Source organism: Antarctobacter heliothermus (genome assembly GCF_900188425.1).
In the GTDB taxonomy this organism is placed as follows: Bacteria; Pseudomonadota; Alphaproteobacteria; order Rhodobacterales; family Rhodobacteraceae; genus Antarctobacter; species Antarctobacter heliothermus.
This window is the reverse complement of the sequence record NZ_FZON01000038.1, coordinates 1-24,822: the sequence shown is the minus strand read 5'-3', so window position 1 is coordinate 24,822 and position 24,822 is coordinate 1. Positions and strand designations below refer to the sequence as shown.

At 61.9% G+C, this 24,822-nt stretch carries 24 protein-coding genes; 8 read left to right on the top strand and 16 right to left on the bottom strand.

Annotated elements, in window-relative coordinates; all coding sequences use genetic code 11:
- Positions 1 to 3: 3 nt before the first annotated feature.
- The 6 genes from CHB90_RS17280 to CHB90_RS17255 all read right to left on the bottom strand — a co-directional run bounded on the left by CHB90_RS17280 (position 4) and on the right by CHB90_RS17255 (position 7,311).
- Positions 4 to 1,029, bottom strand: coding sequence for an amidohydrolase family protein (locus CHB90_RS17280; protein ID WP_089279104.1), 1,026 nt, complete (start codon positions 1,027 to 1,029; stop codon positions 4 to 6).
- A gap of 83 nt (positions 1,030 to 1,112) precedes the next feature.
- A complete protein-coding gene (locus CHB90_RS17275; protein WP_089279103.1) occupies positions 1,113 to 1,484 on the bottom strand; it encodes an MmoB/DmpM family protein in 372 nt (123 codons plus the stop codon).
- 24 nt (positions 1,485 to 1,508) lie between these two features.
- Entirely contained in the window at positions 1,509 to 2,567 is a 1,059-nt protein-coding gene (locus CHB90_RS17270; RefSeq protein WP_089279102.1) for an aromatic/alkene monooxygenase hydroxylase subunit beta, read from the bottom strand.
- Positions 2,568 to 2,618: 51 nt separating this feature from the next.
- On the bottom strand, positions 2,619 to 3,677 hold the full coding sequence (locus CHB90_RS17265; protein ID WP_089279101.1) for an NADH:ubiquinone reductase (Na(+)-transporting) subunit F: 1,059 nt from the start codon (positions 3,675 to 3,677) through the stop codon (positions 2,619 to 2,621).
- Positions 3,678 to 3,757: 80 nt separating this feature from the next.
- Positions 3,758 to 5,422 carry an aromatic/alkene/methane monooxygenase hydroxylase/oxygenase subunit alpha gene (locus CHB90_RS17260; protein ID WP_089279100.1) on the bottom strand — a complete coding sequence of 555 codons (1,665 nt, stop codon included), beginning with the start codon at positions 5,420 to 5,422 and terminating at the stop codon, positions 3,758 to 3,760.
- A 644-nt stretch (positions 5,423 to 6,066) separates the two neighbouring features.
- Positions 6,067 to 7,311, bottom strand: a complete 1,245-nt coding sequence (locus CHB90_RS17255; protein ID WP_245823285.1) for an RNA polymerase factor sigma-54 — start codon at positions 7,309 to 7,311, stop codon at positions 6,067 to 6,069.
- Positions 7,312 to 7,406: 95 nt separating this feature from the next.
- Here CHB90_RS17255 and CHB90_RS17250 point away from each other — a divergent pair, with 95 nt between their 5' ends.
- On the top strand, positions 7,407 to 8,372 hold the full coding sequence (locus CHB90_RS17250; protein ID WP_089279099.1) for a hypothetical protein: 966 nt from the start codon (positions 7,407 to 7,409) through the stop codon (positions 8,370 to 8,372).
- On the opposite strand, the gene CHB90_RS17245 is transcribed toward CHB90_RS17250, so the two are convergent.
- Genes CHB90_RS17245 through CHB90_RS26250 form a run of 4 tightly spaced genes read right to left on the bottom strand, consistent with a single transcriptional unit; the run spans position 8,369 to position 10,372 of the window.
- Positions 8,369 to 8,548 carry a hypothetical protein gene (locus CHB90_RS17245; RefSeq protein WP_089279098.1) on the bottom strand — a complete coding sequence of 60 codons (180 nt, stop codon included), beginning with the start codon at positions 8,546 to 8,548 and terminating at the stop codon, positions 8,369 to 8,371. The two genes, CHB90_RS17250 and CHB90_RS17245, sit on opposite strands and share 4 nt — an antisense overlap.
- Before the next feature lie 25 nt (positions 8,549 to 8,573).
- The gene (locus CHB90_RS17240) at positions 8,574 to 9,710 is read right to left on the bottom strand and encodes a WD40 repeat domain-containing protein (protein ID WP_089279097.1); all 1,137 of its coding nucleotides are present in this window, start codon (positions 9,708 to 9,710) and stop codon (positions 8,574 to 8,576) included.
- Positions 9,711 to 10,001 (bottom strand): hypothetical protein, encoded by a 291-nt coding sequence (locus tag CHB90_RS17235; protein ID WP_089279096.1) that lies wholly within the window; start codon positions 9,999 to 10,001, stop codon positions 9,711 to 9,713. It lies immediately after the preceding gene.
- Complete coding sequence (locus CHB90_RS26250; protein WP_141135913.1) at positions 9,998 to 10,372, bottom strand: hypothetical protein; 375 nt, start codon at positions 10,370 to 10,372, stop codon at positions 9,998 to 10,000. Before CHB90_RS26250 ends, CHB90_RS17235 begins: the two co-directional genes overlap by 4 nt.
- Before the next feature lie 290 nt (positions 10,373 to 10,662).
- On the opposite strand from CHB90_RS26250, the gene CHB90_RS17225 reads away from it, so the two are divergent.
- Positions 10,663 to 11,496: a GNAT family N-acetyltransferase gene (locus CHB90_RS17225; RefSeq protein WP_089279094.1), complete on the top strand. Its 834-nt coding sequence runs from the start codon at positions 10,663 to 10,665 to the stop codon at positions 11,494 to 11,496.
- On the opposite strand, the gene CHB90_RS17220 is transcribed toward CHB90_RS17225, so the two are convergent.
- Positions 11,493 to 13,313 carry a sigma-54-dependent Fis family transcriptional regulator gene (locus tag CHB90_RS17220; RefSeq protein WP_089279093.1) on the bottom strand — a complete coding sequence of 607 codons (1,821 nt, stop codon included), beginning with the start codon at positions 13,311 to 13,313 and terminating at the stop codon, positions 11,493 to 11,495. The genes CHB90_RS17225 and CHB90_RS17220 overlap by 4 nt on opposite strands.
- Positions 13,314 to 13,598: 285 nt before the next feature.
- On the opposite strand from CHB90_RS17220, the gene CHB90_RS17215 reads away from it, so the two are divergent.
- Complete coding sequence (locus tag CHB90_RS17215; RefSeq protein ID WP_089279092.1) at positions 13,599 to 14,429, top strand: bifunctional allantoicase/(S)-ureidoglycine aminohydrolase; 831 nt, start codon at positions 13,599 to 13,601, stop codon at positions 14,427 to 14,429.
- Between the two features lie 17 nt (positions 14,430 to 14,446).
- On the opposite strand, the gene bhcR is transcribed toward CHB90_RS17215, so the two are convergent.
- Positions 14,447 to 15,295: an HTH-type transcriptional regulator BhcR gene (gene bhcR / locus CHB90_RS17210; RefSeq protein WP_089279091.1), complete on the bottom strand. Its 849-nt coding sequence runs from the start codon at positions 15,293 to 15,295 to the stop codon at positions 14,447 to 14,449.
- A gap of 169 nt (positions 15,296 to 15,464) precedes the next feature.
- Here bhcR and bhcA point away from each other — a divergent pair, with 169 nt between their 5' ends.
- From bhcA to bhcD, 4 genes are all read left to right on the top strand, one after another.
- Entirely contained in the window at positions 15,465 to 16,655 is a 1,191-nt protein-coding gene (bhcA, locus tag CHB90_RS17205) for an L-aspartate--glyoxylate aminotransferase BhcA (protein WP_089279090.1), read from the top strand.
- Entirely contained in the window at positions 16,655 to 17,626 is a 972-nt protein-coding gene (gene bhcB, locus CHB90_RS17200) for a beta-hydroxyaspartate dehydratase BhcB (protein WP_089279125.1), read from the top strand. Before bhcA ends, bhcB begins: the two co-directional genes overlap by 1 nt.
- Positions 17,627 to 17,666: 40 nt before the next feature.
- Entirely contained in the window at positions 17,667 to 18,830 is a 1,164-nt protein-coding gene (gene bhcC, locus CHB90_RS17195) for a 3-hydroxy-D-aspartate aldolase BhcC (RefSeq protein WP_089279089.1), read from the top strand.
- Between the two features lie 198 nt (positions 18,831 to 19,028).
- The gene (gene bhcD / locus CHB90_RS17190; protein ID WP_089279088.1) at positions 19,029 to 19,994 is read left to right on the top strand and encodes an iminosuccinate reductase BhcD; all 966 of its coding nucleotides are present in this window, start codon (positions 19,029 to 19,031) and stop codon (positions 19,992 to 19,994) included.
- 59 nt (positions 19,995 to 20,053) lie between these two features.
- Here the strand turns inward: bhcD and CHB90_RS17185 are convergent, their stop codons facing one another.
- The 4 genes from CHB90_RS17185 to puuE all read right to left on the bottom strand — a co-directional run bounded on the left by CHB90_RS17185 (position 20,054) and on the right by puuE (position 24,270).
- A complete protein-coding gene (locus tag CHB90_RS17185) occupies positions 20,054 to 20,803 on the bottom strand; it encodes a sulfite exporter TauE/SafE family protein (protein WP_089279087.1) in 750 nt (249 codons plus the stop codon).
- Between the two features lie 90 nt (positions 20,804 to 20,893).
- Positions 20,894 to 22,318: a uracil-xanthine permease family protein gene (locus tag CHB90_RS17180; protein ID WP_089279086.1), complete on the bottom strand. Its 1,425-nt coding sequence runs from the start codon at positions 22,316 to 22,318 to the stop codon at positions 20,894 to 20,896.
- Positions 22,319 to 22,357: 39 nt separating this feature from the next.
- On the bottom strand, positions 22,358 to 22,861 hold the full coding sequence (locus CHB90_RS17175; protein ID WP_089276692.1) for an ureidoglycolate lyase: 504 nt from the start codon (positions 22,859 to 22,861) through the stop codon (positions 22,358 to 22,360).
- A complete protein-coding gene (puuE, locus tag CHB90_RS17170) occupies positions 22,858 to 24,270 on the bottom strand; it encodes an allantoinase PuuE (RefSeq protein ID WP_245823165.1) in 1,413 nt (470 codons plus the stop codon). Before puuE ends, CHB90_RS17175 begins: the two co-directional genes overlap by 4 nt.
- A 149-nt stretch (positions 24,271 to 24,419) precedes the next feature.
- Between puuE and uraH the strand changes: the two genes are divergently transcribed.
- Entirely contained in the window at positions 24,420 to 24,773 is a 354-nt protein-coding gene (gene uraH / locus CHB90_RS17165) for a hydroxyisourate hydrolase (RefSeq protein WP_089276694.1), read from the top strand.
- Positions 24,774 to 24,822: the final 49 nt, after the last annotated feature.

Below are 24,822 nucleotides of genomic sequence, written 5' to 3'. Positions count from 1 at the left end.
GGATCACTCCGCCGCTATCTGGACAGGGGACCCGGCCAGTTGGGACTTCTTGGCCTCGACGTCGATATTGTACAGCTTGGCCGCGTTCAGACCCAGGATCTTTTCCTTGATCTCATCGGTCAGCTGCACGCCACCACGCTCGGCAGAGATGTCTTCGGGGATCTGGTAATCCCAGAACTTCTCGACCAGCCATTTCGGCGTCCAGATCGCGTAGTCGGACCCGAACAGGATCTTGTCCTCACCAATCCACCACAGCAGTTCGGCCATAACTTCGCCAAAATAACGCGGGCGCGAATGGATAAAGGGCATGGCCACCGCAAGACCGGCGTAGACGTTGGTTTCCTGCGTGGCGATCCAGCAGAAATCATCCAGCCGCGGCAGGCCGCAATGTTCGACGATCCAGTTCAGGTTCTGGAAATCGGTGGCGGCATAATCCACGTCATCGACGCTGAAGGCATCCTTGGACAGCGGAATGATGGTCGGGCCCTTGTGGACATGGATGTTCTTGATGCCCAGCTTGTCGCACAACTCAAAGCACTTGTAGGCCGCCGGATCGTTGAGCGCCCAGCCCTTGGAGTCCCCGTTCCATTCGGCGGTATACATCTTCACGCCGGAAATGTCGTAGGTTTCCTTCATGTAGTGGATGTATTCCAGCGCCTGTTCACCGTCGCGCGGGTCAAACGAACCGTTGACGATAAAGCGTTCGGGGTGACGCTTGGCCATTTCGTTTGACCGTTCCAGACAGCCAAAGCCGTTCTTGTAGAAGTCCTTGAGCACGGTGGTCTGGATGATCGCCATGTCGTTGGGACCGTCCACAAACAGGTCGCGATAAATGTCGTCCTCGGACTGCTTGTCGAACTTGGCCTTTTCCCACAGCTCTTCGGGCGGGCTGAGGTTGGTGTGATAGGCATAAAAGCAGTCGATGAATTGCTTGCCGTGCACGTTGGCCTGATTTTCCGGGCTCCCGTCCCAGAAATGGGTGTGGCCGTCGAGTACGAATACCTCTTTGCCCTGCGGTGTCTTGAACATGGTGTCCTCCCTAGATCGTCAATTGTGTGTCTGGACTGTCTCCGGGGCCGCACGACGTGGGCCCCGGAGGATGTCAAAATGGGTCAGATGTATTCCATGACCTCGTTCATGTCGCCGAAGAGGATCACCGTATCGTCGTCGATCCGGACCATCCGCCCGTAGTGGGTGGAGGTGTTGACCTCAAAGGTCTCGGCAGTCATTTCGCGGCCAAGGAATTCGGTGATCTCATCCATCTTGAAGATCAGCTTGCCTTCGCCGTCGATCCGGATGGTTGCCGGGTTGTAGGTCACGGTCACTGTCGGATCCTGACCCATGAATTCGGCGATGGCGCGAGCCTCGACGCTGTCGTTCATGGTGACGCCGCACTGGTGCGAAACTTCGCGCGAGGTCAGGTCGATGTCCTTCATCTCCTTGAAGATGTTCTGCTTGGTCGCATTGCGCGCTACGCTAGACATGTTGCTATTCCTTTCAGGAGGTTATTAGAGGCCCAGCTCGGCGACGATGTGGTTCAGGCGCTCATGAGAGACGGCCTTGACGTCCTCGAAGGAGACCGGCTTGGAATGCGGTTGCGACCAGATGGGTTGCAGCGCGGCGGCGGCCTTGTCGGCAAGGTCGCGGTGCTTGTTCAGCCAGGATCTGAACAACGCCTTGTTGTGCGCGCCGTGCTTTTCATCGTTGGCCAGCAGATAGATCAGGTCGACCGTGTTCGCGAGATTGCGTTCATAGTCTGCCTCGGCGGCCGAAATCACCGGCGGCGTGATGAAGTCATTGTTGGCCGCCGCGGCCTGCATGAAAAAGCCAGAGCGGATCAACTCACCCACCAGCGGTTCGAACACGATGTTGATGGCGAAGTACTGTTCGAGGTAATCCTCACAGCCCATGATCGTCTCGACGGCCAGACGGGTCGGCTGCCAGATCGGATCTTCCAGCCACGTCTTCTTGCCCAGCGTGTCGTCCCAGCCGTCAATATCCATGCCGATTTCGGCCAGATACAGCGTGATGTCCTGAGTCAGGCGCATTTTGTAAGACGAGTTGGTCAACGTGGCGTTATTGATCATCTGGGTGTAACCATAGCGCTGCGCCTGCATCAGCGAGGTGCCAAGGCCAAATTCCGCATGTTTCCACGCGCCCAGGTGTTTTTGCAGGATGGTCTGCCAGTTCTTGTCAAAAACCTTGTGCGCCCCGGCCTTGCGGGCGTTGGAGATGACGTTCTGCACCATCGTCTCGATCTTGGACTGGCGCTGATAGTGGGTGCGTTCCCACTCCTGGTCCGGTGCACGGAACGCGTGCCAGTTCGATGACAGCGCGGCCGTGGAGTCCTTTGTATAGGCTCCGCCACCCTTGCCGCCTTCAAACTCGATGATCCAGTTCTGGATCAGATAGCGTTCGGGATCGGGTTGCACGTCAACGGTGACGTCTTCGTAGTGGGTTGCCCGCTTTCCGCGCGGTTCAAAGTAGTTGTACTTGCGGCTGGTAGAGCCAACGAATTGCGCGGCACCGGCGGCACCGGATCCGACTGAGCTGGATGTAGCTACCATGGTAGTCTCCCTAGGTTTCTTTTGTTCACGTCACTAGCGTCCGGGCCGGTATCAGTGGCCCGAAGAACCGGAAGTGGGGGTGAACTTGTCGTAGAAGATGCGGTCGGTTTCGAAATCGTGCATGAACAGCACAGGCGACAGGGCGTCGATCATTGGCGGCGGACCACAGGCATAGACATCGCCCTCACCGTCAATCCCAAGCGCCTTGAGCCGGGTATCGACACACTCGTGAACAAAGCCGCGTTCGCCGGTCCAGCTGTCGTCATCATCGGCATGGCTGAGCACCGGGATGAACTCGACGTTTGGATGCGCGGCTGTCAGCGCGCCGATCTCGTCCAGCTTGAACAGGTCATTCTGACTGCGCGCGCCGTAGAAGAAATAGATCGGGCGATCCTCTCCGCTGGTGACCTGATCGTTCAGGATCGACCAGACCGGAGACATGCCGGACCCCGCGCCCACAAGGATCACGGGTCCTTGTCGTTCTTCCCGTCGAAAGCACATTCCGTAGGGGCCTTCGACCCGCACTTCGGCGCCGGCCTTGATGCCACCGTCGTCGAGTTCGTTGGAGAACCGTCCGTCTGGGTACTTTTTGATGATGAAGCCAAGTTTTTGGGTTTCGCTCGGCGGATTTGCCATGGAGAACGAGCGTGTAATCTCCTCCCCCATTTCTGTTTTGACCGTGATGTCGACATATTGACCCGCCCAAAATTTGAGAGGCGCGTCCAGCTCTATTTGGACACCGCGAATGTCATGGGTCAGTTTATTGAAATCGACGATCTTTCCGGAGAACTGCTTGACCGGAATGGACTTCGCCAGAACTTCTTCGTCGTAGTTGAGCAGCTCGATCTCGACATCGCTATAGGCCAACGTCCGGCACATCAGGATGTGGCCGCTGTCCTTTTCCATGTCGTTCAGGGCGAAGGTGGAGTACTTCAGCATCTCCGTTTCGCCGTCCAACTGGACGCACTTGCAAGCCGAACACTGTCCTTCCTTGCATCCGTGGGGCAATGCGATGCCCTGGCGGAATGCGGCGTCAAGAATGGTTTCATCCTCTTCGACCTCGAATTCCACGCCGACCGGCTCCAATCGGACTTTGTATGTGTCCGTCATCGTTTCCTCCCTAATCAGTCCGCGCGACTTTCGCGCGCTTGGGGGCGAGGGCCGCGCAAACGGCCCCCGCTGTTCTGCAATCAGTTGCAGGGATTGATGGTAAAGCCGGCCTGGTACTCGGCGATATGTGCCGCCCGGTCGGTTTCGTTCATGCCGCGCAGCATGTTCAGCGGCGAGCGCAGGGTGTGGCCGCGGACGTGCTCCAGCTTCCACATGTCCTTGTTGTCGAACCGCAAATGCGGCTGCGGCACCAGGGTTTCGCCGTCTTCGCGGACAAAGTTGAGATCCTTGATGGCATCCGCCAGATCCCAGCCGTCGTAGACGCTTTCCCATTCGCGCTTGCCCGAGAACTTGCCCATCGCCGGGGTTGGACGACCCTGGTATTCGTCGGCAAAGGCCTCGACCGCGGTCCAGCGGTCCAGCTCGTGCGCAAAGGTGTGCAGCTGACCGTCGATCTCGTCGACCACCATGTCCTCGCGGATGAGGCAGGGCACAAGGCACGACCAGCAGCGGTGCGGATAGACGTAACCCGTGTCCTGGTTCATGGTCATGACCGTCTCGCCCGGCTTCGACAGTTTGGCGTACCACTTCCAGTATTCGCCGAACTCGGCGTACCAACCCGGATACTTGTGCTCAAACCACTCGAAATCTTTCTCGGTCTGGGCTTCGATCCGCCAGAAGTTCACCGGCCAGCCAACCGAGAAGAACTGAGCGACCTTGTGGACGTAGTTCTTTTCGGTGATCCGCTTCCATGCTTCCTGCACGTCGTCATGGTGGATCTTCACACCATATTTTTCGAGCGGCAGCATGTAAGTCCGGTAGTAGTCTTCGAAAATCCACCGGTGCCACATCTCTGCGTAGGACTCTTTGTCCTTGTCGCGGTTGGTGGTGCCGTATTCGATGAACGTCCCGATGGCCGCGTCGACGATGGCGTGGTTCTGCCAGAACGCATAGCGCAGGTCGCGTTCCAGAAGCAGGTGGTTTTCCGGCTCTTTCAGAGCAGCCATCAGCAGGGAGTGACCATTGCCGATGTGGCGGCTTTCGTCCGACTGCACCGACAGGAACACGGTCGGCAGAGCGTAGTCACCGTTGCGCGCAGCCTCAGACGGCATTGCCACAAACAGCGTGTTGGTGAAGGCCGTTTCCGCAACAACCGTCAGGTACATGCAGGCGGCGGTCATGGTATCGCCGGTGATGAACCCCTCGCCGAACTGGCGGCCGATGGTGGTGGCGTAACACTTGCCGAACGCCTCTTCGGTGATGTCAAAGCCGGCCGGGTCGATGTAGTTTTCCATGTACCACTTCTTCAGGTTCATCTGAATCGTGGAGTGGCGGAATTCATCGACCATCTGCATGGTAAAGCCGGTGCGAAGGTCCTCGCCCGGCGACAGACGCGCCACCATGGCCATCGAGCGCGCAGCCGAGATTTCCGGGAACGGGATGATCGCCAGGAACAGCTTCATCCACTCGATCCAGCGGGGCTCCACGTTGCGGAACATGTCGCCACGCAGCGCCGCATCCAGTGCGCCGTAAACCCGGTTGTCCTTTTCCTCTTCCATTGGAAAGTAGGACCGCAGGACCTGTTTCATCGGGTCGCGCGGGGCCTTGGTGATCTTGTAGTCAGTCGGGTAGGTGCTGGCTTCCTCGACATAGGAGGGGTTCCAACCGAGATCCGAAATCTTTTTGGTGGCCTCCCCGATCGAGATACCACGTTGCGACGTGATCTTGTTAAGCGTCAAAGTCATGCCATGAGCCTCCTTAAAGCTCTGCGGCCGGTCACCCGGCCACCTGTTGGCGGCTTTTGCCGTTGCGTCGTTGAGCGCCTGACGGTCAGGCGCCGGTTCTCGGCAAAGGTTGAAAAGTTGGACACTGCCTGACGTCGCCCTAGATCACGGTTGCGACATACTTCGGGACTTGTGTCTTTCTCCCTGTCCTTCGTTCTTTGAGCCGACCGTCTGGCTGGCCGCCCGCATCTTGTGTTCTTCTTCTGGCAAGGCCGGTTCCAGAATTTAGGAGACACAGATTTCGTCGGCAAAAATTATGCCAACCGACTGTTTTCATATTATATTTTTTGCAGAAAAAATTTGCGTCGCGTGTGTGAACCGGGAAACGAACACCCTGACGCAGGGACGGATTGTCGCATAACGTTACAGGCGTTTCATCAAAGCCTTTACAAAGCGTTACACTGTCCACCATGGCCCACATTGCCGGGCCGCTTTTCCCGCGCTGTCGACGTGCCGACCCGGGCCAGACCAGGGGCGAAATCTTTCGAAACCGCAGGATGAAAGGCCCCGATTGGGGCCTCTGGTGATGGGGTTTCATGGATGGGGGGGGCGCTCAGACCCGGCAAACAGATCGCAGACCTGCGACACATTGCGCAGGTTCCGTGTCAGGCCTGACGGCGGCGTTTCGCGGCTGCCGAGATGCCGATTTCCTGACGATAGCTAGACACGACACGCCGCGACACCGCGATGCCGTCGGCCTGCAACAGCGCCGTCATCCGACGATCAGACAGCGGCTTTTTCGGATCTTCCTTGGCAAGAAGCGCCCGGATTTTTGCCTGCACATGAGGTTTGGATACCATGGTCCGGGCCGAAGCCGTGCCGCCGAACAGCGTTCGGCCAGCGACAATTCCATTCGGCCCCTCGATCAACAACCCGTTGAGAACGCGGCTGACCGTGCTGAGGTGAAACCCCGTAGCCTGCGCAATCTCCGACATGGTCAGAGGTTCAATGGCGGCCGCACCAAGCCGGAAAAACGCCCCCTGGCGGTCGACCAACACGCGCACAACTTGTCGCAAGGCCGATTGGCGCATCTCAAGCGCCTGTTTCATCGCCCGAGCCTTGGCCAGAGCCTCGCGGGTCTCTGCCGTCTGTCCATGCCTTGGCATCTGGACGATCTGAATATCTCTCTGCAAAGCCGACAGAAATTCGATTTCCCAGCCATCTCCTTGCGGCGTGATCCGAACATCCGGCTCTCGGGCCAGGGTGGGATCGTTGCAAAAGGCGTTGCCCGGTTTGGGATCAAGACAGCGGATCCGCGCAAGACAGTCCTGCACCGTTTCCTCATCCAGCCCCGTCGCTGCGACAAGACCCGCTATTCCCTTGATCTCCAACGTCGAAAGGGATGCCAGAACCAGCGCCATGTCATCATCCAGCGCATTCTGATCCTCGAGTTGCAGGCGCAAGCAATCCTCAAGGTTGCGCGCAAACAGCCCGGCCGGTTCCACCCGCGTTTGGACAACACGCAGCGCCGCATCCACCAATCTGGCCGGAATACCAAGGCCTTCGGCGATCTCGTCGGTCGCGCGCCCCAACCATCCCGAAGGCTCCAACTCTTCCATCAGGGCGGTGATGATCCGTTCCATCAATCCGCCCTCGGCGATCAGACCGGCCAGCGCGCGGGACACATGATCATACAGGCTGCCCGCCTCTGCCACGGCGGCCATTTCCAGCACATCCGTGGCACCGGATGCAGTCATCGGCCTGCGTCGCAAGATGAGCATCGGGTTTTCGCGCGCCGCGTCTTCCAGATGCGCGTCCAATTCGGCCGCCGACATTTGCAGGACGCTGACCACCTGTCCCAGTCGGAACACCTGACCCTGCTTGGCGCGCAGTTGAAACCCTAGTGACATGGGATGATCCTGACCGACCGGCATGGACAAATTGCTGGCCTTGAAAGGCGGGACCGGTCTATCGTTGACCGAAGAAGCCCTTGAATTGCAGTGGTATGAGCCAGACACCCCCGATTGGCAGTATTGTCCCGCTTGATGGAGCAGCGCCGGAATTGTCCTATCCCGGCCTGTCGCCACAATTGCTGGCCCGTATAAAACAGCTGTGGTCGGCGGCGGGTCTGGACTTTGACAGCACCTGGCGCGTCGGCCTGCGCAGCCTGCCTGGGTTCCGTGCCGTCCCACGGGTTGAGGCATCCGCCAGCAGCACCGACGTGGATCTGATTTTCCTGTTCGATCAATGCGTGATCTGGGTGCGTGCCTTTCACGAGGCAACCAATACCGGCCGGGTCCGGGACAGCAACGGGCTGAGCCCGGCCCAATGGCATGGACTGGCGGCAATCTCGGCCCGGTTGACCGAACAGCTTGCGGCTTTGCGGCTTTTGGCGCTGACCGATCTGCCGATGCCCGCGATGCAGATTGCCCGGTCGATCACCGAAGACGTGGACATGGCGCTGGTGCTGTTGATCCGGCCCAAGCTGGCCCAGCGTTTTTCCGAATGTCGCACCGTCGATGGGGCCAGCGATTTTTGGCGCCGCCACATCGCCGGCGGTCGCGCCTTTCGCACCATTTCCGAAGGGCTGTATTCCGTGGGCATCGACCATTCCGCCGATACCGATTACGCGAAATGGCGCAAATCCGTGCTCACCACGCTGGGGGCTGCGGTCCACAGCAATGCCCTGAAAACCAGCGTCACCTCGCGGCAGCAAAGCAATGTCCTGTTGAATGGCGACAGCCTCCACTTTGCGGCGTTTCGTATCCATGAGCTGTGTGCCTTCGCGCAGTTGATAGAGCCGGACCTGATTGACGTCCTGCAAGGCGCGTACCGGTCGGACAGCCCATCAGAGACCGGTGCCAGCACGCTTGGCGCGCTGGCCGGTCCGGTAAGCAGTGTTCTCGTCAATCAGATTGCCAGTTTGTCGGCGTCGCCTGCTGGCTCGCAACAGGCGGCCAAACCGCACTAGTTCGGGCGGTTTTCCGGCTGGCCAAGACGGTTTTCGGCCACCCAGCGCGCGGCAAGCACCAGCGCCCCAGCGGCAAAATCCTTGCCGTGTTCGTCGACCATTTCCTCGGCAACCTTCGCGAGTTGCTGAAAATACCGGTCCTTGCTTTGTTCTTCTGTGGATAAGGCTTGTGTCATGGATCTCTCTCCCTTGGAGTTGTCGTTACTTGAACATGTTCTTGGGGAACGTCGTGATTGAAAGCGATCCGTCCTCGCCCGCAATCGCCAGATGCGCGCCATCGTCTGACCAGGCCAGCGCATTGACCGCAGCGCCCGTGCCTTCGCGCAACAGCATTTCATCCGGGTGGCCGATCCGGCAAATCATCACCAGACCGTTCACATAACTGACGGCACAAAGATCCCGCTTGGGGTGCACCGCAATCCGGTCGACAATTGTCAAACCCGGTTTGCCGGTTTCAATCGGTGTGCCTTCGTGCTCGCCAAACGGCAGGTCGGGCAGATCCCAGCCCACCACCCGGAACGCGCCGGACGCGACCATTGCCCCGGCCTTGTCGCTAAAGCCCACGGTGCGGACGGCCGCCGGGAAATCGACGATCCGGTCAGCGGCACCCGCCTGAACATCGACCAACACCACGGCTTTGTCCTCACAGCCCGCCACCAGCCAGCGCGCACAGGGCGACCACGCCAGATCGCTGACCTGACCGTCACAGCGGACGGTCTTGAGCACGCTGAGATCCTCGGTCGACACAAGGCTGACCTGTCCCGCGCCCCAACATCCCGCCATACGTCCATCCGGTGAGACAACGATCCGCATGACATCGTGCGGCAGGGTTGCGTTGCAGATCTCTGCGCCGCCTTCCGCAGCGGCCAACACCACCACCTTGCCATGGGCCATCACGATGCGCCCCTTGCCCGGCAGGGCGGCCAATGCCGTGACAGCATCGGCCCGCGCCGCCGAGACGCGCAAGGTTTGCCCTCGGCCCGTGGCCCGCCACAAGGCACCAGTGTCGGCGTGGGAAAAGGCAAATCCCTGTTCGCCAAGTCGACAGAGCAGGACATCGGGCCGCGCGACGGGGTCTTCGCTGACCACCGGCAATGGCAGCGGCTTAGACCGGGGTCGGATACTGGGCCGTCCGGTGTCGGCCTCCACCCGGACACGGCTTTCGGGATGCTCAGCGTCGTTGACAGAGAAAAAGGCCATGCGGCCATCGGCCAACACTGCGGCGACAGAGGTTCCCGCACCATTGAAAAGGACATGGCGCACATCCGTATCCAGAACCCATGTCCGGGCAATCAGGTCAAACAGCGTCATCGCCTGCGGCGGCTTGTGCATCGTCATTCAGCGTTCCTTCGTGATGACAGTTTCAAGCTCTTCGTCCAGCGCCGAGAGCTTCTTTTCCAGATCGGTGATCTTGTTCAGGTTGGCATCGCGCGCGGCGTCATTGCGGGCCTGTTCGTCCTCATGGGCGCTTTCGGCCACGCCGTCGCGTTCGTCTTTCAGGTCAAGTACCATCATCCCGCTGGCCTTCTGGTTCAGCCGCAGTTGCGTGGTATTCGCCTCGGCAATCTGGAGTGTGACCTCCAACCGGTCCTTGAGGATCGCTTCGATGCTTCGTGATTGACCGCTCATGACAGCCCCCTGTAAACGGCGGGCCATGTTCGACCCGAAAGGCCCATGCGATGACTGATCCCGCCGACATCCGCTTTTTCCAGGCGTTGCAGCAGGTCTGCCGTCAAACCGACGGCGTTGATCAGAGTTGCCAAGACACCATCGGCCACGCGGTCAAGACCGGCGATCCGCACGACCTGCGCGCGGCCCGTCAGGCAGTGGACAACCTTGATGAGACTACGCGGGATCAGGTGATGCGACAGGTTCATCAGCGCATGGCGACCGACCTGTCGGCGATTCTTGATGCCATGTCCGGCGCCCCCGGCAGGCAGCGGCCGAATTGATCCGTTCCGGCACTTGCGCGCCGGTGAAATCTGTTCTGGTTCGTACATGGGTTCCCCCTCCCCTGGGCGCCCGGTCGTTCGAGTGTCGTAAAGGCTAGCAGAGCGACCCAACGGCACAACGAATTCAACCGGGATTCGACGAATGCGCTGTGCCGTGGCCGAAAAGTGTAAATTTGCGTTACGTTTGGAATCTCGGCCTGTAACGCTCTGTTTCACAATAATTTTTCTGCGACGCAGAAAGTCCTTTCGCTCCTGCGAAATAAGCGAATCAATCGCTTGATTTCGTGCCGCGCTTCGCGCTTTGATGGCCAGTATCCGCAGTTACACCATGCAGGCAGATGGACGGTTTTCCCGATATTCTGGAACAAGACGATCTGACATTGCGGCCGCCGACCGATGCGGATCTGCCTGAAATCACACGCCAACTGAGCGACCAGCGCATTGCCCGCTGGCTGGCCACCGTCGCGCAGCCGGTCGACCCGGATCAGGCCCGCACGCTGTTGAGCCACGGCCAGCATCCCGGCGAAGCGTTTCGCCTGATCGAGCGGGAAAACCGCGTGGTGGGTGCGCTGTGTCTGGGTGCCTCGGTATGGTACTGGCTGGACCCGGAACACTGGCGCGAGGGCATCATGAGACGCGCGCTTAAACTGGCAATCCGCAGCCGGTTCGCGCACCCGGCCCCGCCGCTTGTCGCCACCTGTCACGAAGACAACGATGCCTCTCGCGCTCTGCTGATCCGGCTGGGCTTTGCGCCCTGCCCCGTCGGCAGGCGCATGTTCTTTCAAGGCACGCAGGCGGCGGAACCTTGCCGTGACTATATGTTGGCGCCCGAGCAGTGGCATCTGCTACACCCGCCGGAAATCATCGCAGGTCAGGTCCTCCTGCGTCCGGCGCGGCAGACGGATGCCGCCACGCTGGGTCACATGCTGCCCCGCGCCGGGACCGGTCCCTGGCCAGCGGCCGAGGCCCTGCCCACCTTTATCGAAACCCATCGTTTCCGCGGTCGCCCTGAGGCGCTTTATGTCATCGTGGACGACAACCGCCGATGCATCGGAATGGCGTTATCGGGTCACGATCACACGGCGCTGCGTTTTTTGTCCGCTGAGGATGAGACCCGCCATCGCGCCCGGATCGAGGCGTCCCTTGCCGCCAAAGGCAGGGCAACGGTCTAGTCTTTCAGATGGGTGTAGACCGTGTTCCGCGACACGCCCAGCCGCCGCGCCGTCAGCGCCACGTTGCACTGACAGACCCGATACATGCGTCGGATCTCAAGGCAGCGTTGCCGGCGAATGGACGTTCCGTCGCAACGCGGACAGGCCTGATCCGCCGCGTCCTGTGTGACAAGAAACCGATTCACATGCACATCGCGCAGCACACCGGCCGGACACCGCGCGGCCAAGACCTGAAGGTGATGCCGCAAATCGTTCAGATTGTCGCGCCGATCCATGTCCCCAAGCGCCTTGATGGCTTTGGCCGAAAGCCGGTGGTCCGGTGACAGCTCTGCCAGCATGTTTCGGGCAATCTTGTGAAAATCCGTGCGTGCCGCCAGGACGGGCAGTTCGACGGACAGCATCCTCAATTCTTCTATTGCCTTCGGATACAGATCCGCCTTGTCGGCATCGGTCCGATCGGTCGCCAGCACACACCAGTGCCGCTCTGCGATTGCATGACGCAATGTGCCCAGAAGACCGGAAAACACGCCCGTCCCCAGATCGTCCAGACCCGCGATATTCTCCAGCACCAGCGTTCCGCCGGTCTCTCCGAAAAGATCGGGGGCCACATAGCCCTGCAACAGCGCATGGACCGCCGCCATACCCTGTGCCGCGGGGCGCAGGTTTTCGCAGTCGACCGCAATCAGCGGCCCGTCGCCATGAACATGCCGATGCACCACCTCTGCAAGCCGGGTCTTGCCGGTGCCCGCCTGTCCCCGGATGCAGACAGCCTGCCCAAGCGACGCGGCGCGCTTGGCAACGCGCGCGCACTCCCGGGCCATATCGTCGTCCTGAACAACAGCCCCCGTCTGCGGCGCCACCCGCCGGGCTGCCGGCACGTCCTGCATGCGCCAGCCGCGCGCCACCTGCGGCTGCAACGATCCCGGATCAAGGCGCGCGAAAAACCCGGCGTTCGACCGGTCCCAAAGCTGCACGGTCTCCCCCCGGGACAACCTGCGCAGCACGGCCTGCACATCGCCCCGGAACAAGTCACTGAACAGGCTGGCCGTGGCAAGATGCGCACCGGCCAACAGCCGTGCGGACATACGGTTTGCCCCGGTGATCCGCCCGCTTTCATCCACGCCGATCAAGCCGACGCTTTGCGTGGCAAGGTATTCCGCCCGCTGGTGGAACTGGATGATGTAGTCGTCCCGGTGCGCCTCGGCGAAAAGCCGGTTTTCGATGTTCGTGGCCGCCAAAGTGACCAGCGCCTGGGTGTGGTATTGCCGTTCCGCCACCTCTGACGACGCGTCCAGCAGCCCGACAATCCGGCCATCCGAGGCCACGATCGGCGCGGCGACACAGGACACTCCGCCATGGCATCCAAAGAAATGCTCGCCGCCCATGACCATGCTGGACCGGCCCGACAACAGTGCCAACCCAAGGGCATTGGTGCCGCGCTGATCCTCACGCCAGATCGACCCTGCACGGATAGAGCGCCCGCAAGGGCCCTCGCTGAATTCCGTGTCCATGATCGTGTCCAGCACCACGCCGGTCTCATCGGCAAAGGCACACATGAAATTTGCCCCGGCGATCTGCGCGCTGAGCAGTTCCAATTCCGGGCGGACCAGGCGCATCAGCCGCTCTCGCGCCTGTCGGGCAGCCTTTAGCGTCTGGTCGGACACCGCCGCATCCTCTGGCACGCCGCACGGGTCCAGACCGCTCTGCAAGCACCTTTGCCAGCTTGCGGAAATCTCTTGCCGAATGGCGACAGACGCCAGCGCACTGCCCGTGCTCAATGTCTCGCGCGCCTGCAAGAATGCCGATTTGGTCGTCATGCGACCGCCCCCTCCCAAGGTATCGGGCCATTTTCGGGCACCTTGCCTGAAAAGCAACAGGGATGTTTGTCGATGCCGGGTTTGGTCCGAAACGTGCCGACACCTCAAATCACAAGAGCGTACAGCCGCTGAGCGCACGCAACCGCCGCCCCATTATCCAATTCTTTTCGTAGATATGCTGCATTATCAAAACTTTCGGAAAAGAGTTGTTTCGTCATTGCGGGTGGTCCCCATGGGCACGGGGCCGCATATTCTGGACAACTCATTTTGACCGCAGGAGCATCCATGAGCACCAAGTATTACGCCCCGCACGGAGGCCACCCCGGCCAGGACCAGTTGCTGACCGACCGCGCCGTGTTCACGCAGGCGTATGCCGTGATTCCCAAAGGCACGATGCGCGATATCGTGACCAGCTTTCTGCCGTTCTGGGATCAGACCCGCCTTTGGGTGATCTCCCGCCCGCTCAGCGGCTTTGCCGAGACGTTTTCGCAATACATCATGGAGGTGCAGCCCGGCGGCGGGTCCGACCGGCCAGAGGCGGACCCCGAGGCACAAGGCGTGCTGTTTGTCGTCGAAGGCACGGCCACGCTGCATGTGGGCGGCAAGAGCCATGAGCTGACGCCGGGCGGCTATGCCTATCTGCCGCCCTCCAGCGGCTGGACCCTGCGCAACGACGGCCCGGACACCCTGCGATTTCATTGGGTGCGCAAGGCCTATGAGGCGGTCGAGGGGCTGGACACCCCCGATGTGCTGATCCTGAACGAGCAGGACATCGCGCCGACCGTGATGCCGGGAACCGACGGCAAATGGGCGACAACCCGCTTTGTGGACCCCTCCGACCTGCGCCATGACATGCACGTCACCGTTGTCACGTTTGAACCGGGGGCCGTGATCCCGTTTCTGGAAACCCATGTCATGGAACACGGGCTGTATGTGCTGGAGGGCAAGGCGGTCTACCGGCTGAACAACGACTGGGTCGAGGTCGAGGCCGGCGATTACATGTGGCTGCGCGCCTTTTGCCCGCAGGCCTGTTACGCAGGCGGCCCGGGCCGGTTCCGTTATCTGCTGTACAAGGACGTCAACCGGCACATGCCCCTGCGGCTTGGCCGCAGATAGGCCAGCGCACCCGCGCCTCAGGTCGGCGGCTCTGCAACCGCCCCCCCGATTGCAAATGTCAGATCGCGGGCCGCCTCCATCACGGGGCGGCTCAGCTGTTCGATCTGGGCGACGCTGACCCGACTGGTTGGCCCGGAGACTGAAATCCCCGCCACGGCCTCTTGGTTCATGTCGAACACCGGGGCCGCAATGCACCGCATTCCCGTATTCTTTTCTTCGTTGTCGACGGAATAGCCCTGCGCTCTGATGGTCCGCAGATCGGCCTTCAGCGCCTCGGGATCCGCCAGCGTACAGTCGGTGAAGGCCGTCAATTCTGACGTGGCCAGATGCCGGTCCAGCCTGTCGTCATCCATTTGGGCCAACAGCGCCTTGCCGATGCCCGACGCATGCATCGCGGACAGAGTTCCCGGCGGGAAAAAGGCGCGGATATTGGCGTGCGTTTCCACCTGACTGAGAAACAGCACCGCCCCTTCCTTTTCAATCCCCAGGTTGGCGGTCTCTCCGGTCGCCTCCATCAGCTTGCGCATGATCGGGCGCGCGCGGTCCACCAGAGACGTCCGCCGCAGGAATCGTGCCCCGATGACAAAGGTGCGCGGTCCGATATGCCAGACCTGTTCCTCGGGATCGAACTCGACCAGCCCCCGGCCCTCCAGTGTCACAAGGATACGGTAGACCGTGGCGGGCGACTGGCCCATTTCGTCAGCAAGCAGGGTCAGGGGTTTGCCTTGGGCCTCGCTCAGATATTCGAACACCGCCATCGCCCGATCCAGCGATTTGATCGTGTTTTGGGCGGTCTTGTCCTCCCATCCACGGGGCCTGCCACGCGCCTTGCGGCGGGGTTCATCTCTATTGCCTTGAGAATCCATAAGAACCCTTTGTTTTTCAGTGAAAGGCAAATTCATCATATGAAAAATTCAAGCCCCTGACAAACATCAATTAATCCAGACCCTCTGCAATCTTAAGGTCATTTTCAAAAATATATCGCGTCAGCCGCGCCGCTCTTATGGTGCCCGTAACGTCGAAAGGAGACCACCCATGAGCTTTCAGAACCCCGTGTTCATCCCAGGCCCGACCAACATCCCCGAAAGCCTGCGCAAGGCTTGTGATATGCCAACGATCGACCATCGCTCGCCGCTGTTCGGCCAGATCCTGCATCCTGCGCGTGAGGGCGTGCGCAATGTTCTCAAGAGCGACAGCGCAGAGGTGTTCATCTTTCCGTCCACCGGAACCGGCGGCTGGGAAACGGCGCTGACCAACACGCTGTCAGCCGGCGACAAGGTGCTGTCGGCCCGCAACGGGATGTTCAGCCACCGCTGGATCGACATGTGTCAGCGTCACGGGCTAGTCGTGCAGATTGTCGAAACCCCTTGGGGCGAAGGCGTGCCTGCGGACCGCTACGAAGAGATCCTGACCGCTGACAAGAACCACCAGATCAAGGTTGTTCTGGCCACCCATAATGAGACCGCCACTGGCGTCAAATCCGACATCGCGGCGGTGCGCCGGGCGCTGGATGCGGCGGGCCACCCGGCCCTGCTGTTCGTGGACGGCGTGTCCTCGATCGGGTCGATGGACTTTCGCTTTGACGAATGGGGCGTTGATGTTGCGGTGACGGGCTCACAAAAGGGGTTCATGCTGCCTGCGGGTCTGGGCATCGTCGGTTTCAGCGCCAAGGCGATGGCGGCGACCAAGACCGGCACTCTGCCGCGCACCTTCTTTGACGTGCATGACATGGCCAAAGGATACGCCAACAACGCCTACCCCTACACGCCCGCCGTCGGTTTGCTGAACGGGCTGAATGTGGCCTGCGGCATGTTGCTGAACGAGGGGCTTGAGAACGTCTTTGCCCGCCACACCCGGATCGCGTCCGGTGTGCGCGCCGCCGTCTCCGCCTGGGGGCTGGAGCTGTGCGCCGCCACGCCGTCGGTCTATTCCGACACGGTCAGCGCCATCCGGACGCCGGAAGGTTTCAACGCCACGGACATCGTGACCCATGCCGCAGATAGATACGGCGTGGCCTTTGGTGTCGGTCTGGGAGAGGTTGCGGGCAAGGTGTTCCGCATCGGCCACCTTGGCAGCCTGACGGACGTCATGATGCTGTCCGGCATTGCCACGGCGGAAATGTGCATGGCCGACCTAGGCCTGGACATCACGTTGGGCTCTGGTGTTGCCGCCGCTCAGGATTACTATCGCAGTCACGGAGTTGCCGCCCAAAAGGATGCCGCATGATGACGGACGACGACATGTATATCCCGACCTATGAGGACATGCTGGCCGCACACACGCGGATAGAACCCTATATCCGCCGCACCCCGGTGCGCGTGTCGGACTACCTGAATGAGCTGACGGGCTGTCAGCTGTTCTTCAAGTGCGAAAACTTTCAGGAGCCGGGCGCCTTCAAGGTGCGGGGCGCCGCCAACGCGGTCTTTGGCTTGGATGAGACCCAGGCGAAAAAGGGCGTCGCCACCCATTCGTCGGGCAATCACGCCTCCTGCCTCAGCTACGCCGCCATGCGGCGTGGCATCCCCTGCAACGTCGTCATGCCGCGCACCGCTCCGCAGGCCAAAAAGGACACTGTGCGCCGCTACGGCGGCAACATCACCGAATGCGAGCCGTCGACGTCTTCGCGTGAGGCGACCTTTGCGCAGGTTCAGGCCGCGACCGGGGGCGATTTCGTGCATCCCTACAATGACCCGCGCGTGATCGCGGGTCAGGGCACTTGCGCCAAAGAGTTCATGGAACAGACCGACGGGCTGGACATGGTCGTGGCCCCCATCGGCGGTGGCGGCATGATCTCTGGCACCTGCCTGACCCTGTCGACGCTGGCCCCTGAAACACAGGTCATCGCGGCAGAGCCGGAACAGGCCGATGACGCCTATCGCAGCTTCAAGGCGGGCCATATAATCGCCGATGACGCGCCCAAGACCATCGCCGACGGCCTGCTGGTGCCCCTCAAGGAACGGACATGGCATTTCGTGTCCACCTATGTGTCCGAGATCTACACCGCGTCGGACCAAGAAATCATCGACGCGATGAAGCTGACATGGAAACACCTGCGCATCGTGATGGAACCCTCCAGCGCCGTGCCGCTGGCGGTGATCCTGAAAAACCCCGACGCCTTTCGCGGCAAACGCGTTGGCCTGATCATCACCGGCGGCAACGTCGACCTGGACAGGTTGCCCTGGCTGAGCGCCGCCTGACTAATCCGAACACCATAAATTCCGCCAGAGGAGTAAGGACATGAAAGACATGACCAATCTCGACGAATTCGAAGTGGGCTATGACATTCCGGCCAAGCCCGGCATGGATGAGACCGACATCCAGACCCCCTGCCTTGTGCTGGATCTGGATGCGCTGGAGCGTAACATCAAAAAGATGGGCGACTACGCCGCGTCCCACGGCATGCGCCACCGCGTCCACGGCAAGATGCACAAATCCGTGGACGTGGCCAAGCTGCAGGAAAGCCTGGGCGGCTCTTGCGGTGTGTGCTGCCAAAAGGTGTCCGAGGCCGAGGTGTTTGCCCGTGGCGGCATCAAGGACGTTCTGGTCTCCAACCAGGTGCGCGACCCGGCCAAGATCGACCGGCTGGCGCGGCTGCCCAAACTGGGCGCGCGGACTATCGTCTGTGTGGATGACGTGGCCAATGTCGCCGATCTGTCAGCAGCGGCGGTCAAACACGGCACCGAAATCGAATGCCTTGTGGAAATCGACTGCGGCGCAGGCCGTTGCGGCGTGACCACCACACCGGCGGTTGTGGAAATCGCCAAGGCGATCGACGCCGCCGAGGGGCTGAAATTCTCCGGCATTCAGGCCTATCAGGGCGCGATGCAGCACATGGACAGCTACGCAGACCGCAAGGCCAAGCTGGATATCGCGGTTGCCATGGTCAAGGACGCGGTCGACACGCTGAAGGCCGAGGGGCTGGACTGCGACATCGTCGGCGGTGGCGGCACCGGGTCATATTACTTTGAGTCGACCTCGGGCGTGTATAACGAATTGCAGTGCGGCTCTTACGCCTTCATGGATGCCGACTATGGCCGCATCCTGGACAAGGACGGCAACCGCATCGACCAGGGCGAATGGGAAAACGCGTTTTTCATCCTGACATCGGTCATGAGCCACGCAAAGGCGGACAAGGCCATCGTCGACGCGGGCCTCAAGGCACAGTCGGTCGACAGCGGCCTGCCGGTGGTGTTTGGGCGCACGGACGTCGAATACGTCAAATGCTCGGACGAACACGGCGTCGTCATGGACCCGACCGGCGCGCTGCAGGTCAATGACAAGCTGAAACTGGTGCCGGGCCACTGTGACCCCACCGCCAACGTGCATGACTGGTACGTCGGTGTGCGGGGCGGCAAGGTCGAAACCGTCTGGCCGGTGTCGGCGCGCGGCCACGCCTATTAGGTCAGCCAACAGGTCAGGAAGGTCCGCCTCGGGAGGAGGCGGATAGCCGCCCGTGTGTATGCTCGCCTTCCGGAAATGGCACATGGGCGCACGAAATTTGATGCTGTTCAGACCCCCTGTTCGCCTGTCCCCTGCCGCGCGCAGCTTGCCGGGGCCTTGGGCGAGACTGGCGGGGTCTGCCCCCATTGGGAGACTAGAATGCTGATCGTACCCGAACGCGAAATCGCTAACCTGATGACTCGCGAGGCGGCCTTTGACGCCGTGGAAAAGGTGTTCGCTGCAATGGCGTCGGGGGACGCCTACAATTTCCCCGTCGTGCGCGAGGCCATTGGCCACGAGGACGCGCTTTATGGCTTCAAGGGCGGGTTTGACCGCGCCGGTCTGACGCTGGGCCTGAAGGCGGGCGGCTACTGGCCGAACAATCTGGAAAAGCGCGGGCTGATCAATCACCAGTCCACGGTGTTCCTGTTTGACCCCGACACCGGCATGGTCAAGGCGATGGTGGGCGGCAACCTGTTGACGGCCCTGCGCACCGCTGCGGCGTCGTCCGTGTCGATCAAACATCTCGCGCGCAAGGATGCCAAGGTGCTGGGCATGATCGGCGCGGGCCATCAGGCGACGTTCCAGCTGCGCGCCGCTCTGGAGCAGCGCTCATTCGACAAGGTAATCGGCTGGAACTACCATCCCGAAATGCTGCCCAACATCGAAAAGGTCGCGTCTGAGGCCGGTGTGCCGTTCGAGGCGGTGGATCTGCCGGGGATGCGCGCGGCGGATGTGATCATCTCGATCACCTCTGCCTTTGGGCCGTCGCTGATGGCGGATCACGTCAGCCCCGGCACGCATGTCGCCTGCATGGGCACCGACACCAAGGGCAAACAAGAGGTCGAGGCCGCGTTGCTGGCCCGCGCCGCCGTCTTTACCGACGAGGTCGCGCAATCGGTCAGCATCGGCGAGGCGCAACATGCGGTGGCACAGGGTCTGATCCAAGACAGCGACATCGCCCAGCTTGGCGCGGTGATCAACGGCAGCCATCCGGGCCGAATCTCGGACGATCAGATCACGCTGTTTGACGGCACTGGCGTCGGTCTGCAGGATCTCGCGGTTGCCGCGGCGGTGGTCGATCTGGCGGTCGCACAGGGCATCGCCATCGAGGTCGATTTCTGACGACGCCCCACAGGGAAAATGACAGCGCCCCGGCCCCTCAGGGACCGGGGCGGTTTCGTTCAGAACAGGCGCAGCAGAAAGATCACGCTCATCCCGTAGCCGATGGCCGCGACGATGGCGCGGACGACCCATGCAGGGATGGCCTTGGCGACATGGGCACCGGCATAGCCGCCGATAATCGCGGCAACCATCATCACCATGGCCATCGGCCAGACCACAATCCCGGCCACGGCAAAGGTCACAACCGAAATCGCCGACAGGGCAAACGATAGCCCGCTTTTGACGCCGTTCATCAGGTGAATGTCGCGCCAGCCCCAGAGCGCAAACAGCGCCAGCAGGACAATCCCCAAGCCGCCGTTGAAATACCCGCCGTACAGGCTGACCAGAAACAGGCCAACCGCGCCTTCGGGGCGAAAACCGCCCGCCGCGCGTTCCGCCCATGCCTTCAGCCGTGCGCCGAACAAAAAGGCCGTGGTGGCGAACAGCAACAAAAAAGGCACGATCAGGGAAAAGGCTTCGTTCGACGACACCAGCAGCAACAGCGACCCGACCAACCCTCCAGCCAGCGTGATTGCCGTCAGCCGGATCAACTGGCGGCGCGACAGGGTCTTGAGTTCGGTGATATAGCCCAGCGTGCCGCCAAGGTATCCGGGAAACACCGCGACTGTGCTGGTGGCATTGGCCGCCACCGGCGGGACACCTGCCCAGACAAGCGCCGGAAAGGTCAGAAAGGTGCCCCCGCCCGCAATGGTATTGACGACCCCCGCGCCAAACCCCGCAAGTATCAGAACGATGTAGTCCAGGCTCATGTCTTGGTCTCCCACGGCACAAAAAAGCGGCGTGCCTTTGCACGCCGCTTCGCCTGTTTTTTGGGCAGCGTCAACGCCGCCGGGTCACCCTCAGACGTGATTGTCCTTGACCAGCGATCCCTTGGCGTGGCCGGACATGCCGCCAGAGACCTCTTCGGTGGACTCGTCGGTCAGCTCTTCGGGCAGCACCAGGTTGAGCACGATGGCGATCACGGCGGCGGGCAGGATGCCCGATGTCGCCAGCACCTTCATCGTGCCGGGCAGGTATTGCAGGGCCCCCGGCTCCAGTTGCAGGCCAAGGCCCAGCGACAGCGCAATCGCAAAGATCACCATGTTGCGGCGGTTCCAGGTCACGTCCGACAGCATCGAGATACCGGCGGCCACGACCATGCCGAACATCACGATCACACCGCCGCCCAGCACCTCGATCGGGATCGAGGAGATGATCGCGCCGATCTTGGGCACCAGCCCGCACAGGATCAGGAACACCGCGCCGATGGTCACCACATGGCGGCTCATCACGCCGGTCATGGCGATCAGCCCGACGTTCTGGCTGAACGAGGTGTTGGGCAGTGCGCCGAACAGGCCCGAGATCGCCGTGCCGATCCCGTCGGCAAAGGTCGCGCCCTGGATCTCCTTGTCCGTCGCCTCACGCCCCGCGCCGCCCTTGGTGATACCCGACACGTCGCCCACGGTTTCCACCGCCGACACAAAGGACATGGCGCAAAAGCCCACAATCGCCGCGACAGAGAACTCCAGCCCAAAGTGCAGCGGGTTGGGCAGCGCAAAGCTGGCCGCGCGGCCGACGTTGCCCAGGTTGACCTGACCCAGGGCAAAGGCCAGCCCATAGCCGACCAGCAGGCCGATCAGCACCGCCGACACCGACAACATCCCCCGGGCGAAGAACTTCAGCCCCAGCGTCACGATGATCACCGTCCCGGCCATCAGCCAGTTCAGCCCCGAGCCGTATTCCGGCGTGCCGATGGCAGGAACGCCCCCGGCGGCGTACTGGATGCCGACCTTGACCAGCGCCAGGCCGATCATCGTCACCACCAGCCCCGTCACCAGCGGCGGCAGCGCAAAGCGGATCTTGCCGATGAACAGGCCAAGGACCGCGTGGAACAGACCGCCCACGAGGATGCCGCCCATCAGCACGGCGATGGCGTCCACCCCCTTGCCCGCCACCAGCGGGATCATGATCGGGATAAAGGCAAACGATGTCCCCTGCACAATCGGCAGCCGCGCCCCCACCGGCCCCACGCCGATGGTCTGGAACAGCGTCGCGATGCCGGCAAAGAACATCGACATCTGGATCATGTAGATCATCTGCGGAAAGTCGGGCGAGTTCGAGCCAAAGCCGAACCCCGCCGCGCCGCAGACGATGATCGCCGGTGTGACGTTCGAGACGAACATCGCCAGAACGTGCTGGATGCCCAGCGGCACCGCCTTGATCAGTGGCGGCGTGTAATTCGGATCGCGCAGTTGCTCTGGCGTCCCGATGCTTGTGTCAGCCATGATTGGTCCCCTGTTGTTGTCTTTTTTGCGCGCGCCGCCTTATCCCGCCGCGCGGTCGTGTCCTTCGATCAGATACGGGTGGTCGAAAAAATGCTCTTGCAGGTTGGGGCCCGCGCCGATCCGGTCGACCACCGCAAACAGCCCCGGCGCGGCCAGCGGCGCCAGCACCCCGTGCCAGACGCCGCGGTGATAGTTCACCCCCTGCCCCGGCGCGGTGACAAAGGCGATGGGCTGTCCCGGCGCGCCATCCGCGTCCGGGGCCACAACCACCAGGAACGGCTCCAGGCTCATCGGCAGGAACGCCTGGCTGCCCTCGGGGTGACGTTCCATCATGTCCAGCACCAGCGGCAGCGCGCGCGGCTCTGCCTTGAACAGGCTGATCCCGGCGCGGCCCTCGGCAAACTCCAGCACCGCGCGGTCGTGATAGCGTCCGCACAGCCCCTGGTTGATGATCTTGTCCGCATCGCCACTGACGTCCAGCACATCGCCGAACGGGGCAAAGCCCTGCGCCGTCAGCGGCTGCACCGTGATCCGCGCGCTCATGCGCCCAGCTTTTCGATCAGCCGCAGCTCGGCGATGCGCTCGACCTGGCGGCAGGCCTCGGCGAATTCGGTGTCGCGGTCGCTGTCGAGACGGCGCTGGAACGCCGCCATGATCGACGCCTTGGTGTGGTCACGCACCGCGATGATGAAGGGAAAGCCGAACCGGGCGGTATAGGCGTCGTTCAGCGCGACAAAGGCCGCGCGCTCCGCGTCGGTCAGCAGGTCCAGCCCCGCGCCCGCCTGTTCCGCCGTGCTCTCGGCGGTCAGCCGCTTGGCCTCTGCCAGCTTGCCCGCCAGGTCCGGGTGCGCCGTCAGCACGCCCAGTCGCTGTTCCTCGCTGGCAGAGCGGAACACCCGCGCCAGCGCCGAATGCACCCCCGCCGCCGTGTCATGCGCAGGCCCCAGTTCCAGATCATGCGCTCCTTCGGCGATCCAGGGGCTGTGTTCGAACACACCGCCAAAATCGGCGACAAAACCCGCCTTGTCCATCGTTGAGGGCCGCGCGCGCTGTACCGGCGGATGCGCCTGCGCCCAATGATCGGCGATCTCTTCGCGGGTGGCGAACCAGACACCCTCATGGGCCATCATGTGCGCCAGCGCGCGCTTCAACGCCATCGCCCGCCCCGGCCGGCCCGCGATGCGGCAGTGCAGCCCGATCGACAGCATCGCCGGCGCGCCCGCCGCGCCCTCGGCATAGAGCATGTCGAAACTGTCGCGCAGATAGCTTTCGAACTGGTCGCCATTGGTGAACCCCGCCTGGATCGCAAAGCGCATGTCGTTGCAGTCCATCGTATAGGGCACGATCAGCTGGTCCTTGCCCCCCGCGCGGGTCCAATAGGGCAGATCATCGGCGTAGCTGTCCGAAATATAGGCAAAATCGCCCGCTTCTGCCGCCAGATCGACCGTATTCATCGAACAGCGCCCGGTGTACCAGCCGCGCGGGGCCGCCCCAGTCACCTCTGTGTGCAGGCGGATCGCCGCGTGGATCTGCGCGCGCTCCTCCTCGGCGGACATGTCCTTGTGTTCGACCCATTTCAGCCCGTGGCTGGCAATCTCCCAGCCCGCGCCCTGCATCGCCCGCACCTGTTCCGGCCCCCGCGCCAGTGCTGTGGCCACGCCGAACACCGTGACCGGCAGGTCGCCCAGCAGCCGGTGCAGCCGCCAGAACCCGGCCCGCGCGCCGTAGTCATACAGCGATTCCATGTTCCAGTGCCGCTGCCCCGGCCAGGGCTGCGCGCCGGTGATCTCCGACAGGAACGCCTCGGACGCGGCATCGCCATGCAGGATGTTGTTTTCGCCGCCTTCCTCGTAGTTCAGAACGATCTGAACCGCGATCCGGGCGCCCCCCGGCCAGCGCGCCGCCGGTGCGCGGGCGCCATAGCCGGTCATGTCTCGTGGGTAACGTGTCACAGGTGTATCCTTTTTCTCAAAACCATGAATAAACCAGAAAATCCCCGCCGTTTTTCAAGAAAAACAAAAAGGACCATTCGGGCAGAGCGGCTTTGTCTCAGGCGGGGCAGTTGGCCTAAGAGTGCACAGACCCTCAGGAGACGCACATCATGACCGGCTATCTGACCACCCATGTTCTTGACACCGCGCGCGGCTGCCCGGCGCAGGGCCTGCGCATCGAGCTGCTGCGCATCGACGGCGACACCCGCACCCTGCTCAAGACGCTGGTCACCAACGCCGATGGCCGCACCGATGAGCAGATCCTGCCCGCCGATCAGTTCAAGACCGGCACCTATGAGCTGATCTTCCACGCCGGTGCCTATCTCGACGCCTGCGGCACCCCACCCGAAGACCCCCGCTTCCTCGACATCATCCCGATCCGATTTGGCATGTCAGACCCCAGCCACTACCACGTCCCCCTCCTCCTCTCCCCCTTCGGATACGCAACATACAGAGGAAGCTGAACACCCTCACACAGGCCGAGACGTCGCCAGGATCGTCGACGCGATGCGG